The following is a 15,650-nucleotide window of genomic DNA, read 5'->3' on the forward strand; positions in this document are numbered from 1 at the left end:
GGGCCGGGCTATCCGGAGCGAAACGGTTGCGCCATGGATGACACTGAAGTGGCGGTTGAGCGAATGCGAGCTCCGCGCGGCATGCCGCGCAGCTTCAGCGAACGCCCGCACACGGATGTGCGGGCCGGGGTGTCCGAAGCGAAACGGTTGCGCCATGGATGGCGCCCAACTGGTGGTTGAGCGAATGAGCTCTGCGCGTTATGCCGCGCAGCGTCAGCGAACGCCCGCACATGGACGTGCGGGCCGCGGGTCCGAGGCCGCGATGACTGCGTCATGGACGGGCAGCAAGCCCGGCGCTTGCGCACGCACCGCTCAGGCCGCGTCGCCCCGCAGTTCCCGCACCTGCGCCTCCAGCTGCTGCGCGGTCACGCCCGGGTCGCGGATCGGCGCCTGCGCCATCACTTGGACGTGCGCGCGGAAGCGCCGCGGGACGCGCATCCGGCCGAGGCGGCCGGCGCCGGCAGTCGCGCTGCGGCGACTCCACATGCTGCTCCACATCCCGCGCAGCGCCATCGGCACCACCGGCACCGGGCGGCCCGCGGCCGCGGCGCGCTCGAGGATCTTCTCGACTCCGGACTTGAACGCCGCGATCTCGCCGTCGCCGGTCAGCCTGCCCTCGGGGAAGATGCCGACCAGCTGGCCGTCGGCCAGGGCCGCGTCGATCTCGTCGAACGCGCGCTGCATCAGCGCGGCGTCTTCCCTGGGGCTTGCGATCGGGATCGCCCTGGCGGTGCGGAAGATCCAGCGCATCACCGGGATATCGAAGATCCGATAGTACATGACGAACCGCACCGGACGCGGCACCGTGGCCGACAGGATCAGGGCGTCCATGTAGCTGACGTGGTTGCAGACCAGCACGGCCGGGCCCTCGTCCGGCACGTGCTTCTCGATGCCGTGCAGTTCCAGCCGGTAGAGCGTGCGCACCATCAGCCAGCTGACGAAGCGCATGAAGAACTCCGGCACGATGCTGAAGATCCACACCGCGACCAGCGCGTTGGCGATCGCCAGCGCCAGGAACACCTGCGGGATCGACCAGCCGAGGAAGCGCTGCAGGGCGATGCCGATCACCGCGGCGGCGACGATGAAGGCCGCGTTCTGGATGTTCATGCCGGCGATCACCCGCGCCAGTTCGGCCCTGGGCGTGCGGCTCTGGATCAGCGCGAACAACGGCACCACGAAGAACCCGGTGAACAGGCCGATGCCGGTCAGGTCGAGGATGATCCGCCAGCTGCCGGGCGCGGCGACGAACTGCGACACCGACAGCCCCTCGGCCAGCGCCTGCCCCGGGCGCGCGAAGTACAGGTCGAGCATGAAGGCGCTGACGCCGAATGCGCCCAGCGGTACCAGGCCGATCTCCACCGTGCGCCCGGAGAGCTTCTCGCACAGCAGCGATCCTGCGCCGACACCGATCGAGAACAGCGCCAGCGCGAAGATGTACAACGCCTGGGTACCGCCGAGGTTGGTTTCCGCATAGACCGGCAGTTGCGCGGTCAGCACCGTGCCGATGAACCAGAACCAGGACACGCCGAGCACCGCGTTGCGCACCGCCGGCTGGCGCCGCGTGAGCTGCCAGATGCGCCAGGACTGGCGCGCGATGTTCCAGTCCACCCGCAACCCGGGCTCGCCCGCGTCCACGCGCGGGATGCGGCGGGCGACGAGGTTGCCGGCGATCGCGAGCGCGATGATCGACACCGCCGCCACGTAGGGTCCTGCGGCGCCGGCCAGCAGGAAGATCGAGCCGCCGCAGATCATGCCCAGCAGGATCGCCAGCGAGGTGCCCATCTCGACCAGGCCGTTGCCGCCGGTGAGCTCCTCGGGCTTGAGTACCGAGGGCAGGATCGAGTACTTCACCGGCCCGAACAGGGTCGACTGCAGGCCGGTGCAGAACAGCGCCACCAGCAGGATCGTCATCTCCTGCAGCACGAAGCCGATCGCGGCCAGCGACATGATCGCGATCTCCATCGTGGTGGTGATCACGATCAGCCGCTGCTTCTCGAGCTTCTCGGCGATCTGCCCGGCGGTGGCGGAAAACAGGAAGTAGGGCAGGATGAAGATCGCGGGCGCGAGCTGGGTATAGAGCGCCCGCGTCTCGGGGGCCATCGTGCCGGCCAGCATCATCGCCCCGAGCAGGCCGATGATCGCCTGGCGATAGACGTTGTCGTTGAACGCGCCCAGCGCCTGCACGGCGAAGTAGGGCAGGAAGCGGCGCTGGCGCAGCAGGTCGAACTGCGAGTGGTGGTCGGTGACGGGATGCTCGGGGGAACTCGCCATGCGGCCTCCAACGGTTGGCGGCGAGTGTAGCGGCTGGCCGCGTCGATTCGTGCGCTGCGCGCGCAGGTGCCGGCCGGGTAGCGCGACCGGCGACCGGCGGTCGCGTCGCGGTTGACGGGCCGGATGGCGACGGATCGAACGATGCGTGCCGTCGCCATGGCCGTCGCGGCGGCAGGCGGCTGCTAGAGTGCCCGCTTCCGCGTTCCCGGGGACCGAACATGACGGCACCGTCGCCGATGCCCGCCGCCTTCCTCGGCCACGGCAGCCCGATGAACGCACTCGAGCGCAACCGCTACACGGCGGCGTGGCGCGCGTTCGGCGCTTCCGTGCCGCGTCCGCGCGCGATCCTCGCGGTGTCCGCGCACTGGTACGTCAATGCGCTGGCGGTGACGGCGATGCCGAGGCCGCGCACGATCCACGACTTCTACGGCTTCCCGCAGGCCCTGTTCGACGTGCAGTACCCGGCGTCCGGCCTGCCCGATCTGGTCGGCGAGATCGCCGAACTGGTGAAGCCCGACCACGTCGGCGCCGACATCGACGGATGGGGCATCGACCACGGCACCTGGTCGGTGCTGGTGCATGCGTTCCCCGAGGCCGACGTGCCGGTGGTGCAGCTGTCGATCGACGCGCGCAAGGCGTTCGACTGGCATTTTGCGCTCGGCGCGAAGCTGGCGGCACTACGCGAGCGCGGCGTCCTGGTGCTCGGCAGCGGCAACGTGGTGCACAACCTGCGTGCGATCGACTGGCAGCAGCCCGACGGCGCATTCGACTGGTCGCGCCGCTTCGACGAGCGCGCGCGCGAACTGATGCTGGAGCGGCCGCACGACGTGCCGTCGCTGGCCTCGCATCCGGATTACCGGCGGGCGGTACCCACGCCGGATCATTTCCTGCCGCTACTGTACATCGCAGGCCTGGCATCGGTCGCGCAGCGTCCGACGCGAACGCTGGTGGACGGATACGCCTACGGTTCGCTGTCGATGACCGCGTTCACGCTGGACGCGCACTGCCCGGACGCCGCGTCGCAGGGCGCGGGCTCGGCCCCGATCGACACCCGCCTGCCGCCGGAGGATGCGAACGTCTGACTCAGCCGCGCTCGCGCGCGATCGCGCGCCAGCCGATGTCCCGGCGGTGGAAGGCGCTCGGCCAGGAGATCGCATCGACGCCGGCATGGGCGTTGCGCTGCGCATCGGCGACCGAATCGCCGAGCGCGGCGACGCACAGCACGCGGCCGCCGGCGCTCACCACCGTCCCGTCCGCATCGAGCGCAGTACCGGCGTGGAACACCTTGGCGCCTGCGGGCACCGCATCGAGGCCGGAGATCGGCTCGCCGGTCACCGGCGCCTCCGGGTACGGCCGCGCCGCCATCACCACGCCCAGCGACGGGCGCGGATCCCACTGCGCTTCCACGCCCTCGAGCTTGCCGTCGATCGCCGCCTCCACCAGGTCGACGAGGTCGGAGCGCAGGCGCAACATCACCGGCTGCGTCTCCGGGTCGCCGAAGCGCACGTTGAACTCGATCACCTTCGGCGCACCGGTCGCATCGATCATCAGCCCGGCGTACAGGAAGCCGGTGAACGGCACGCCGTCGGCGGCCATGCCGGCGACGGTCGGTTCCACCACCTCGCGCATCACCCGTGCGTGCACCTCGGCCGTCACGACAGGTGCGGGCGAATACGCGCCCATGCCGCCGGTGTTGGGGCCGGTGTCGCCGTCGCCGACGCGCTTGTGGTCCTGCGAAGTCGCCATCGGCAGTGCGGTGGTGCCGTCGACCATCGAGATGAAGCTGGCTTCCTCGCCGTCGAGGAACTCCTCGATCACCACCCGCGCGCCGGCTTCGCCGAACGCATTGCCCGACAGCATGTCGCGCACCGCGGCTTCGGCCTCGGCCAGCGTCGTCGCCACGATCACGCCCTTGCCGGCGGCCAGGCCGTCGGCCTTGACCACGATCGGCGCGCCCTTGTCGCGCAGGTAGGCCAGTGCCGGCGCGACTTCGGTGAACACGGAATAGAACGCGGTCGGGATGCCGTGGCGCGCGAGGAAATCCTTGGCGTAGGCCTTGCTGCCCTCGAGCCGGGCCGCGGCGGCGGTCGGACCGAAGATGCGCAGGCCGGCTGCGCGGAAGCGGTCGACCACGCCGGTCACCAGCGGTAATTCGGGGCCGACCACGGTCAGTGCGACGTCCTCGTCGCGCGCCAGCCGCAGCAGGCCTTCGATGTCCGCGACCTTGACCGATGCGTTGCGACACTTCGTTTCGGTGGCGGTCCCGGCGTTGCCGGGCGCGACGATCACTTCCTCGACGCGCGGCGACTGCGCCAGCTTCCAGGCCAGGGCGTGCTCGCGACCGCCGGAACCGATGACGAGGATCTTCACTGGGGGATGTCCTTGCGTTGGGAAGCTTGGCGACGCGCCTTCAGGCCGTCGAAGGCCACGGCGCCGAGGGTGATCACCGTCAGCGGAATCACCACGAACACCATGCCGAAGCGGAAGTCCTCGAGTGCGGCATGCCGCGACGCCGCCATCAGCAGGTAGGCGGTGTACGCGACGTAGTATCCGACGAACACCGCGCCTTCCCAGCGTGCGATGCAGTGGCCGGTGAAGAAGATCGGCAGGCAGGCGACGGCGACCGCGGTCATCACCGGCAAGTCGAAGCGCAGCGCCGAGGGACTGACCGCCACGCCGTCGGCGGCGATCAGCGCGGTCGCGCCCAGCACCAGCAGCAGGTTGAAGATGCTGCTGCCGACGATGTTGCCGACGGCGAGGTCGCGTTCGCCGCGCAGCGCGAACAGGATCGAGGTGGCGATCTCCGGCAGCGACGTGCCCACCGCGACGACGGTGAGTCCGATCACGAGTTCGCTCAGGCCGAGCATGGTGGCCATGCCGGTCGCGGCGCGCACCAGCAGCCGCGCGCCGACCACCAGCAGGACCAGGCCCACGGCGATCAGCGCCGCCTGGCGAAGCACGCCGGATTTCTGCAAGACGCCACCATCCGAAACGCCGGGGCGCTCGGGCACCTGCTCGGGACTGCGACGCGCCAGCCGGATCAGGAACAGCGTGTAGGTCACCGCACCCGCCAGCAGCAGCGCGCCCTCCCAGCGCGCGATGCGGCCGTCGAGCGCCATCACCAGACACAACACCGAGGCGCCGATCATGATCGGCACGTCCAACCACACCAGTTGCCGCTGCACCACCAGCGGCGTCACCAGCGCCACCACGCCGAGCACCAGCAGCACGTTGGCGATGTTGCTGCCGACCACGTTGCCCAGCGCCAGGTCCGGCGAACCGCCCAGCGCGCCGCCGACGCTGATCGCCAGCTCCGGCATGCTGGTGCCGATGGAGACCACGGTCAGGCCGACGATGACCGGGGCCAGCCCCAACCCCAACGCCAGCCGCGATGCGCCGCGCACCAGCGCTTCGGCACCCATCAGCAACAGGCCGAGGCCAGCGGCGAAGAGCAACAGGAGCATCATCCGGCGTCGCCGCGCGCAGTCAGTGGCGGAAGTGGCGCACGCCGGTGAACACCATCGCGATGCCATGTTCGTCGGCCGCGGCGATCACCTCGTTGTCGCGCATCGAGCCGCCGGGCTGGATCACCGCCTTGATGCCGGCGTCGGCCGCGGCGTCGATGCCGTCGCGGAACGGGAAGAACGCGTCGCTGGCCATCACCGAGCCCTCGACCTGCAGTCCCGCGTCGCCGGCCTTGATCCCGGCGATACGCGCGGAATACACCCGGCTCATCTGCCCGGCGCCGACGCCGATGGTGCGATTGTCCCTGGCGTAGACGATGGCGTTGGACTTGACGAACTTCGCCACCTTCCACGCGAACAGCAGGTCGGTGAACTGCGCATCGGTCGGCGCGAGCTTCGTCGCCACCTTGAGCTCGTCGCGCGTCACCACGCGGTCGTCGGCGGTCTGCATCAGCATGCCGGAGCCGACGCGCTTGCTGTCGATGAAGCCCTTCGAGGCGGGTGCGAGGGGAATGCGCAGCACGCGCACGTTGGCCTTCTTCCCGGCGACCTCGAGCGCGCCGTCCTCGTAGTCCGGTGCGATCAGCACCTCGACGAACTGGCGCTCCAGGATCGCCTTCGCGGTCGCCGCGTCGAGCTTGCGGTTGAAGGCGATGATGCCGCCGAAGGCGCTGGTCGGATCGGTGGCGTACGCCAGCTCGTAGGCATCGCCGCAGGCCGCGCCGACCGCGACCCCGCAGGGATTGGCGTGCTTGACGATCACGCAGGCCGGCGCGTCGAACTGGCGCACGCATTCCCAGGCAGCGTCGCTGTCGGCGATGTTGTTGTAGCTCAGCTCCTTGCCCTGCAACTGCACGAAGGTCGCCAGCGAGCCGGGGGCGGGGTACAGGTCCTGGTAGAACGCGGCGCTCTGGTGCGGATTCTCGCCGTAACGCAGGTCCATCACCTTGTGGAAGGTGCCGTTGATCTGTGCGGGGTACCGGTCGCGCGCCGGGACGGGTCCCGAGGCGTCGTTGATCGACGACAGGTAATTGCTGATCGCGGCGTCGTACTGCGCCACGCGGTTGAACGCCGCGACCGACAGCGCGAAACGCGTCCGCGACGACAGCGCGCCATCGTTCGCCTCGATTTCGGCCGCCAGACCGGCATATTGCGATGGATCGGTCGCCACCGCCACGCGTGCGAAGTTCTTCGCCGCCGAGCGCAGCATCGCCGGGCCGCCGATGTCGATGTTCTCGACCGCATCGACCAGCGTGCAGTCCGCCTTCGCGGTGACCGATTCGAACGGATACAGGTTCAGCACCAGCAGGTCGATCGGCGCGATCGAGTGCTGCGCCATGATCGCGTCGTCGATGCCGGCGCGGCCGAGCAGTCCCCCGTGGACCACCGGATGCAGGGTCTTGACCCGCCCGTCCATCATCTCCGGGAAGCCGGTGGCCTCCGACACGTCCCGTACCGACAGGCCCGAATCGCGGATCGCCTTCGCGGTGCCGCCGGTGGACAGCAGTTCGACGCCGCGCGCGGCCAGCGCGGTGGCGAGTTCGATCAGCCCGGTCTTGTCGGACACGGACAGCAGTGCCCGGCGCACGGGCAGGAGGTCGGAGGTCATCGCGGGGACGGGGCTGGAAGCGAAGGCGGAATTATAGGCCGCCTGCGTGCGGGCACGGCTCAGGCGATGCCGTATTCGCGAAGTTTCTTGCGCAACGTTGCGCGATGGATGCCGAGCATGATGGCCGCGCGGCTCTGGTTGCCGTCGCAATGCTCGAGTACTTCGAGGAACAGCGGAATCTCCAGCTCGCGCAGCGCGATCTGGTAGAGGTCTGCCGCATCGCTGCCGTTGAGATCGCCGAGGTAGCGGCGCACCGAGTTGGCGACATGCTCGCGCAGCGGCGCCCGCGGCAGGCTTCGTGGAGTGGCTTCGGTGTGTTCAGCGGTGTTCAATTGGACGCTCGGCGCAGCCTGGCGACGACCGGCGCGTCGCGGCCGGCCCTCGCGGGCGAACGAGTCTAGCGCCATGCGGTCGCAATGGACAATGCGAATTCGACCCGTCGTGCGCGGCGGGCCCGGATCGTCGGCGCTCGGGGCCCTGCTACCGGACGAATTCGAACGCGAACGAGACCGTGGCGACGGATGGCTCGCGGATGTCCAGTGCGATGTCCGCAGTCTGGCCCGGCGCGACAAGCGTCGGCGCCGTCTCGCCGAGGTACTCGTCCACGCCGAAGGCGCGCGCGGCCACGGGGCGTCCGTCGACGTCGGAAAGCGTGAGCAGCAGCGTCGGCCAGGCCTGTGGCCAGCGGGCGTCGTTGCGGAACGTCGCGCGCACGCGCAGCGCGCCGGGAACATCGGGATGCGGGCGGACCTCGCGCGCGACCAGTACGAATGCGGCCGGCTCGCGCCAGGGCGGAAGGCTGCATCCGAACACGCCGCAGGTCGCGGCGACGAACGGGCGCCAGCGCGCGTCTGCCGCGAGCCGCGCGCGGTCGGCGAGCAGGACCTGCAGGCCCAGCAGCAGCGCCAGCGCGGCGATCGCGGCCGCACGCCACAGCCGCCGCGCGCGGCCGGCGCTCGTCGCCGCAGGGGCCGGGCTCGACAGGAATCCCGGGCCGGGCTCCGTTGCCGTCGGGATAGCGGGCGTGTCCCTGCCCGCCGCGTCCGGTGCGTCCGGTGCCGTGGCCGGGGCGGGCGCCGGCGCGGCGTCCCCGGACGGCGAAGGGTCGATGTCCGCCGGCAGGGGCGGCAGCGGGTCCGCTGCGTCCGGCCCTGCGTCCTTGGCGGGCGCGGTTTCCGCCGGCGGTGCCGCGGGTGGCGAGGCAATGTCCGCTGGCGCGGTGACCGGCTCGCGGGCGCGGTCCGCGTCGCCGGCTCCCCGTGCCGGTCTCGTCGCGGGCGGCGAGCCGCCTGCTGGATCCGCCACACTCTTCGCCTCGGACGCCGTCCCGGGTGGCGGCGCGTTCGCAACCGGTGCCGCTGCCGCGATTGTCGAAGCGGCTGTTGCCGCCTCCACGACGGCAGCCGGTGCGGCCGACGCCTCCCCGGCGGCCATCGACGGCGTTGCGGGCGACTCGGGACGCCGCAGTACCCCCGCGCACCGCGGACAGCGTTCCGGCGGCAGGTCGGTCGCCGGATCGGTGGCGACCAGGGCATTGCAATGCCGGCAGTTGATGAACATGGCGCTATTCAATCACGCGCGACCGCGGCCCCGCCGTGCCGCGCGTCACCGGCGGAGGCCGTCGATGCGCACCCAGTCGCCTTCGTGTGCGACCGACAGCGCATCGAACCATCGCCCATAGCGCTGGAGCAGCGGTTCCTGCTGCCCGTCCAGGATCCCCGACAGCGCGATGCGGCCGCCCGGCGCGGTATGCGCGGCCAGCACCTCGGCGAGCGCGTCGAGTGCGGAGGCCAGGATGTTGGCGACGACGACCGGATAGGGGCCGGCGGGTGCCACGGCCGGTTCGAACACCGAGAGTGCGTCGCCCACGCCGTTGCGCGCCGCGTTGTCGCCGGTCGCCAGCAGCGCCTGCGGATCGTTGTCGACGCCGTCGGCGCGCGCCGCGCCGAGCTTGAGCGCCGCGAGCGCGAGGATGCCGCTGCCGCAGCCGAAGTCCAGTACCGTCGCGTCGCGCAGCAGCCCGTCCGCAGCCAGCGCGTCGAGCCATTGCAGGCACAGCGACGTGGTCGGGTGCGTGCCCGAGCCGAAGGCGAGCCCAGGGTCGAGCCGGACCACGGCCGCACCGGGCGCCTCCGCTTCCGGCGGGAGCGCGTGGTTCCACGGCACGATCCAGGTGCGCGCGCCGAACCGCAGTGGCCGGTACTGGTCCATCCAGGCGCGCTCCCAATCCTGGTCGGCGACGTGGCGGAACGTCGCCGCGGTCCAGTTCAGCGCCGGGTCGAACGCATCGAGTGCGGCCAGCAGCAGCAGCGCATCCGCATCGTGCGGGAACAGCGCGGTGAGCGCGATCGAATCCCACAGCGGGGTCTCGCCCACCCCCGGCTCCAGGATCGCCTGTTCGTCGTCGGTATCCGCGGCGGCGTCGAGCATGGTCACCGCCAGCGCGCCGATATCCTCCAGCGCATGTTCGCGGCGCGGCTGTTCGTCCACGCGGCAGCGGATGGTCAGTTCGAGGAAGGGCATGGCGACAGTCTAGCCGCCACCGCCCCCAGGCTCGGTGGAGAGGCCCTCCCGTATAATGCGCCATCGCGTCGGGCCCGGCCCCCAGGCACCGCGCCCTCACGACGATGATCTCCCAGATGCGAGAGCACGCCCCGCTGCCGGCAGGCCAGCCCCGATGGTTAGAGTCCGGTTGGTACCGGATCGCGACGACATGGCCCGGGGACGCCGGTCCGGCTCCCCGGATCCTGCTGGCGCGCGAGGGGGACGGCGAAGGCGAAGGGGTGTATCCAATGGGCCTCGTCGCGGGAACGGCCGAGGGGATCGTCGCGATCGCGCAGGGGCACTACCGACTGCGGCTGGCGCCGCCTGCCGGCGACGTGGTGATCGAGCCCATCGGGCGAACGGCGGCACTGCGTGCGATGTGGAGGGCAGCGTCCGCGCCGGCTGACGACGCACGCGGGCCACGCTGGCCCACCGGCGTGCTGCGGCTCATGTCGGGCCTTCGGCGTGGCCCCCGCGGCCTGACCAATGCGCTGGTCGAGGCGTATCGCCGGCGCCTGTTCCTGCGCGGACACGCGCTACTCGGTCGCGCCACGGCCAGCTACCGGCCCGCGCCGTGGCCTGCACTCTCCGAAGACGCGTTGCTGGTGCCGCCGGTGCGGGATGCGGGACGGCTCGCGGACGTTCCACGACACGGAGATGACGCGGGCGGCGGCCTGATGCTGCAACGCGCGCTGCCTTGGCTGCCCATCGAAGCCGGCTGGTACCTGCTGCGCCTGTCGTGCCGCGGCGTCGATGGCGATCCGCAGCCCCTGCTGCTCCAGCCCGATCACGGTCACGGCCCGGTACCCGACCGTGGCGTGTTCCTCTCAGCCGACGCGCAGGCCGAAGGCGGTCAGCTCCTGGTGATGTTCGACAGCCCGGCCCTGTCGTTGTGGCTGAGGACCGCATGGCGGCATGCGGAACTGGCGGTCGAATCGATGCAATTGATCCGTATCGGCCGCCTGCGCGCGCTGTGGGAAATGTTGCGGGGAAGCGTTCCGGGCACCGGCACCCTGCCCGGGGAAACGCTGCGCTTCCTGCGTGAATCCAGGACAGCGGGATTGTCGGCCGCAGCCGATGCCCTGTTGCGACGGTACAACCGCCTGCACGACATCGGCCCGGAACCCTACGCCGCGTGGACCCTGTGCTTCGATACGCTGCGCGGATCCGATCTGGCGCAGTTGCGCCTGCGGGCGGCGGCATTCGGGCAGGGGCCGGAGTTTTCGGTCCTGGTGCCGGTCTACAACACGCCCGAACCGTGGCTGCGCCGCTGTATCGACAGCGTGCTCGCGCAGGTGTACCCGCGCTGGCAGCTGTGCATCGCCGACGACGCCTCCAGCGATCCCGCCGTATCCCGCGTGCTGGAGGAATATGCGGCGAAGGATCCGCGCATCCGCGTCGTCCGGCGCGAGAGCAACGGGCATATCGCCCGCGCATCGAACACCGCGTTGGAGATGGCGACCGGCGCCTATGTCGCGTTGCTGGATCATGACGACGAGTTGCGGCCGCACGCGCTGCTCGAGATGGCGCAGGCGATCGTGGACGACCCGACCCTGGATCTGCTCTACTCCGACGAGGACAAGATCGACGGCGAGGGCCGTCGTTTCGATCCGTACTTCAAGCCGGACTGGAACCCGGACCTGCTGCGCAGCCAGAACTATGTCTGCCACCTGAGCGTGATCCGCACCTCGCTCGTGCGCGCGGTCGGCGGATTCCGGCCCGGCTTCGAGGGCAGCCAGGACCACGATCTCGTCCTGCGCTGCAGCGAGCGCGTCGAGCCGTCCCGCATACGCCACATCCCGAAGGTGCTGTACCACTGGCGGGCGATCGAGGGCTCGACCGCGCTCAGCCGCGATGCCAAGGACTATGCCGCCGCGGCCGGCGTGCGCGCGGTGGACGAACATCTGGCCCGCTGCTACCCGGGCGCACGGGCGGAGGAACTCTCCCACGGCCACTACCGCGTACGCTGGCCGTTGCCCACGCCAGCCCCCAGGGTCAGCCTGCTGGTCCCGACACGCGACCGCGCCTGCCTGCTCAGGACCTGCGTCGAAAGCGTCTTCGAGCGCACCGACTACCCCGATTTCGAGGTGGTGGTGATCGACAACCAGTCGAGCGAACCGGACGCGCTGGCCTATCTGGATGAGCTGCGCCTGCGGGCGCGCGTGCGCGTGCTGCGCTTCGATGCGCCGTTCAACTACTCGGCGATCAACAACCGGGCCGCCGGGCAGTGCGATGGCGAGATCCTGGGGCTGGTCAACAACGACATCGAGGTTGTGTCGCCCGACTGGCTGCGGGAAATGGTCTCGCATGCCGTGCGGCCCGAGGTCGGCGCGGTCGGCGCGATGCTGTACTACCCGGACGACACCATCCAGCACGCCGGCGTGGTGCTCGGCATCCACGGCGTCGCCGCGCACGTCTACTGCGGCATGCCGCGCGGCTATCCGGGACACGGCGGACGCGTGCGCGTCGCGCAGCAGCTGTCCGCCGTCACCGGCGCTTGCCTGATGGTGCGCCGCAGCGTGTTCGAGGAAGTCGGAGGCCTGGACGAGTCGTTGCGGGTCGCTTTCAACGACATCGACTTCTGCCTGCGCGTGCGCGCGGCAGGCTACCGCAATCTCTGGACCCCGTTCGCGGAGCTGTACCACCATGAGTCGGCTTCGCGCGGCTCGGAGGACACCGAGGAAAAGCGCGCGCGCTTCGTCGGCGAGGTCGAGGCGATGCTGCAGCGCTGGGGGCCGCAGTTGCTCAGCGACCCCGCCTACAACCAGAACCTGTCGCTTTCCAGCCTCAATTCCGAGTACGCGTTCCCGCCGCGCGGTTGAGGCGTTCGCTCCGTGACTCACCGCACTTTCAGCGCCTTGCCGCTGTCGCAGGCCTCGGCGCGGCCTTTGCGATACCCCACCAGCCGGATTCGATATTCGCCCGGTTCGACGTTCGCGAGCTCGAAGCCGAGCGTGTACCCGCTGGCTTCCATCGAGGGCTTGCCGAAGGCCTGCGCCACATCCGGGCGCGCGCGCGTGGGCGCGCCTTCGCCGAGGTAGCTGCCCGAGGCGCCCTGCAACACGACCGCGAGCCAGTCCGCGGCTTCGCCCCGCGCGGGATTGCCGATCCAGCCGCTGAACAGCGCGGAATCGCCCGACCGGAACGTCGTGGTCGCGCGCCCCGTGCCGTCTCCCAGTGCGTCCAGCGCGCATCCGGCGCCTCGTGCGCGGGCACCAAGCAGCGCATCGGCTTCGCCCGGCACCATCGGCTGCATTCTGCGGGTGACGCCCCAGTGCAGGGACACGTCGGCGGATTCCGGCGCGGCAAGTCCGCGCCGACCCGGCTCGCGGCCCGCGGGACCCACCAACGGCTGCACCCAGGCCTGCTCGAACTGCAGCGGCTGCGAGGGCCTCGGGTGGCGGCGGCTGGCGGTGACCCGGGCACGCACATACAGGTCGTCGGCCTGGAAGCGGTACACGGCGCGGGTGGCCGCATGCTCGGCGAACACTTCGCCAATCGCGTCGTGGTGCCGTCGACTGGCGTAGAGCGGCCGCCCGGTCGCGGACGTCGCCGGCGCCGACGCCACGTCGAACCGGGATCGGGTGCCGATGAACTCGATGCGGTAGTCGATGCCGGGCTCGGCGTCGACCTCGACTTCCATGCGGTCGCCGGTGGCGACGATCCGACGCAGGCGGACACCGGTCGAGGCGTAAAACCGACCCTCGCGCATCGCGCCGAACAGCGATGCCGGCTCCAGTGCATCGGCCAGCACCATGATCCAGCCGCGGCCGGGAGGCGCATCGCCACCGGCCGGATCGCTGTGGCTGTCGTCGGTGGCCGTGGCGTAGAGCGGCGGCAGGCCGAGCACGTCCAGTCGCCATGCGAGGGCGATGTCCCACATCCGCTCGACCGAAGGACGCAGGCCGTCGTTGAGGTTGTCGGACAACGGGTGGCCGTTGTAGACCTCGAAGAATGGACTGCCACGCAGATCCATCAGCTGTTCGGCGGTCACTGAATGGGTGAAGTTCGGGTGGTTGAGCTGCAGCAGCACGTCCTGTCCCGCCGCGCGACCGGCGCTTGCCGCGGCGTCGAAATCCGCCTCGATCGTCCCGTTCACGTCACTGCCCCTCGCCGGCGACACGCGCGTCGGCAGATTCACCGCGTTGACGTGGATCGAAACCGGACCGACGTTGTCCGAGATCTCCTCGGCCTGCAGCAGCAGGAACTGTCCCGGCTGCGCGTAGCGCGCCTCGAGTTCGTCCTGGCGGCGGAGCCTGACCTCGCGACGACCGTCCTGTTCGCGCAGGCCGTCGCCGTCCGCGTACACCTGCGGCAAGGCGGTGTGCGCGCCAGCGGGCAACTGGTCGACGGCGATCCAGCGGTCGCCTTCCGGCAACAGGTCATGCTCGGACAGCGCGAGGAACTGGTAGCCGTTCCCGCGATACCAGGCGACGACCGTGTCCGGCAGGGCCTGGCCGTCGCTCCACAGCGTATGCGTGTGCAGGTTGCCGCGATACCACGTCAGTCCGTTGCCGGCGGCGATGATCTGCGTTGGCGTGGGCGGCGGATCTGTCGGCGTGCAGGCGGCAACGCCGCCCAGCGCGACACAGGCGGCGACGATGGCTGGGCGGAGGGTCGCGAAAAGGGGCATGGATGCGGGCTCGGTCGGCGCGCACCGTGGGCGTCCGGGGCGCACGTCGGGTTTCGACGCCGGCATCATGCCGTACCTGCGGCTGCGAGAGTCGATCGTCGAGCGCACTCGAGGTTCGCCGGAATGCAGCATTGCGGACCGGTTGATCCCGTTTTTACCCTGCACGCGGCACAATGGGGTCCGAATCCCGACCGAACGGAGATCCCCCGTGGCCTTCACCCTCCCCAAGCTGCCGTATGCCTACGACGCGCTCGAGCCGCACATCGATGCGCAGACGATGGAGATCCACCACACCAAACACCACCAGACCTACATCAACAACGCCAATGCCGCGCTGGAAGGCACCCAGTGGGCGGACAAGTCGGCCGAGGAGATCATCGCCGACCTCGACGCGCTGCCCGAGGACAAGCGCGGCCCGCTGCGCAACAACGCCGGCGGCCATGCCAACCACTCCCTGTTCTGGACGGTGATGTCGCCCAAGGGCGGCGGCCAGCCGACCGGCGACGTCGCCAAGCGAATCGAAAGCGACCTCGGCGGCTTCGACGCCTTCAAGGAAGCCTTCACCAAGGCCGCGCTGACCCGCTTCGGCAGCGGCTGGGCGTGGCTGTCGGTCGACAAGTCCGGCAAGCTCTCGGTCGAGAGCAGCGCCAACCAGGACAACCCGCTGATGAAGGGGATCGGTTCCGGAAACACGCCGATCCTGGGCCTGGACGTGTGGGAACACGCCTACTACCTGAAGTACCAGAATCGCCGCCCGGACTACATCGCCGCGTTCTACAACGTGGTCGACTGGAACGAAGTCGAACGGCGCTACCAGGAAGCGGTGAAGGGCTGATCCAGGCCCGTCGTCCCGCTTCGATTCCGGCCGCGCGAGCGGCCGGAATGCGTTGCGGGGCGTGGTCTTTCGCCGTCCTCCCGCTCAGCGCGTCGCGAGGGCCGGCGATTCCGCAAGGGCGACCGCCATGACGGCTTGCCCGTTCGGCGCCTGGCCGCCGCAGCCGGGCCGCGTCGTGACCGGTGGCGTCCAGCGGGGTGACATCACGCAGACATCCGCTTGCGGGCCGATGCCGGAGGAGATTCGCCGCGTAATGCCTCCCGGCCTCGGCGGGCCCGTCACATCGCGAAGAGT

Annotated in this window: 11 protein-coding genes; 3 read left to right on the forward strand and 8 right to left on the reverse strand. The window is 70.4% G+C overall.

Features of this window, described 5'->3' with window-relative positions; all coding sequences use genetic code 11:
* Positions 1–312 precede the first annotated feature (312 nt).
* Positions 313–2,271, reverse strand: coding sequence for an MFS transporter (locus JMO03_RS01330; protein ID WP_202839460.1), 1,959 nt, complete (start codon positions 2,269–2,271; stop codon positions 313–315).
* Between the two features lie 218 nt (positions 2,272–2,489).
* On the opposite strand from JMO03_RS01330, the gene ygiD reads away from it, so the two are divergent.
* A complete protein-coding gene (gene ygiD / locus JMO03_RS01335) occupies positions 2,490–3,353 on the forward strand; it encodes a 4,5-DOPA-extradiol-dioxygenase (protein ID WP_202839462.1) in 864 nt (287 codons plus the stop codon).
* A 1-nt stretch (position 3,354) separates the two neighbouring features.
* On the opposite strand, the gene purD is transcribed toward ygiD, so the two are convergent.
* The 6 genes from purD to prmA form a co-directional block, all read right to left on the reverse strand.
* Positions 3,355–4,641 (reverse strand): phosphoribosylamine--glycine ligase, encoded by a 1,287-nt coding sequence (purD, locus tag JMO03_RS01340; protein WP_202839464.1) that lies wholly within the window; start codon positions 4,639–4,641, stop codon positions 3,355–3,357.
* The gene (locus tag JMO03_RS01345) at positions 4,638–5,735 is read right to left on the reverse strand and encodes a calcium/sodium antiporter (protein WP_202839469.1); all 1,098 of its coding nucleotides are present in this window, start codon (positions 5,733–5,735) and stop codon (positions 4,638–4,640) included. The genes purD and JMO03_RS01345 overlap by 4 nt, the downstream gene beginning before the upstream one ends.
* A gap of 22 nt (positions 5,736–5,757) precedes the next feature.
* Positions 5,758–7,344: a bifunctional phosphoribosylaminoimidazolecarboxamide formyltransferase/IMP cyclohydrolase gene (gene purH, locus JMO03_RS01350; RefSeq protein ID WP_202839470.1), complete on the reverse strand. Its 1,587-nt coding sequence runs from the start codon at positions 7,342–7,344 to the stop codon at positions 5,758–5,760.
* A gap of 59 nt (positions 7,345–7,403) precedes the next feature.
* On the reverse strand, positions 7,404–7,676 hold the full coding sequence (fis, locus tag JMO03_RS01355; RefSeq protein WP_238345788.1) for a DNA-binding transcriptional regulator Fis: 273 nt from the start codon (positions 7,674–7,676) through the stop codon (positions 7,404–7,406).
* A 148-nt stretch (positions 7,677–7,824) separates the two neighbouring features.
* Positions 7,825–8,649, reverse strand: coding sequence for a DUF3426 domain-containing protein (locus JMO03_RS01360; protein ID WP_202839472.1), 825 nt, complete (start codon positions 8,647–8,649; stop codon positions 7,825–7,827).
* A gap of 300 nt (positions 8,650–8,949) precedes the next feature.
* The gene (gene prmA, locus JMO03_RS01365) at positions 8,950–9,867 is read right to left on the reverse strand and encodes a 50S ribosomal protein L11 methyltransferase (protein WP_202839473.1); all 918 of its coding nucleotides are present in this window, start codon (positions 9,865–9,867) and stop codon (positions 8,950–8,952) included.
* A 269-nt stretch (positions 9,868–10,136) separates the two neighbouring features.
* Between prmA and JMO03_RS01370 the strand changes: the two genes are divergently transcribed.
* Positions 10,137–12,710, forward strand: a complete 2,574-nt coding sequence (locus tag JMO03_RS01370) for a glycosyltransferase family 2 protein (protein ID WP_238345789.1) — start codon at positions 10,137–10,139, stop codon at positions 12,708–12,710.
* A gap of 17 nt (positions 12,711–12,727) precedes the next feature.
* Here the strand turns inward: JMO03_RS01370 and JMO03_RS01375 are convergent, their stop codons facing one another.
* Complete coding sequence (locus JMO03_RS01375; RefSeq protein WP_202839474.1) at positions 12,728–14,521, reverse strand: CehA/McbA family metallohydrolase domain-containing protein; 1,794 nt, start codon at positions 14,519–14,521, stop codon at positions 12,728–12,730.
* A 208-nt stretch (positions 14,522–14,729) separates the two neighbouring features.
* Between JMO03_RS01375 and JMO03_RS01380 the strand changes: the two genes are divergently transcribed.
* A complete protein-coding gene (locus tag JMO03_RS01380) occupies positions 14,730–15,356 on the forward strand; it encodes a Fe-Mn family superoxide dismutase (RefSeq protein WP_202839476.1) in 627 nt (208 codons plus the stop codon).
* The last annotated feature ends 294 nt before the right edge of the window (positions 15,357–15,650 follow it).

This window comes from Luteimonas saliphila (genome assembly GCF_016774335.1).
GTDB classification, from domain to species: Bacteria; Pseudomonadota; Gammaproteobacteria; order Xanthomonadales; family Xanthomonadaceae; genus Luteimonas; species Luteimonas saliphila.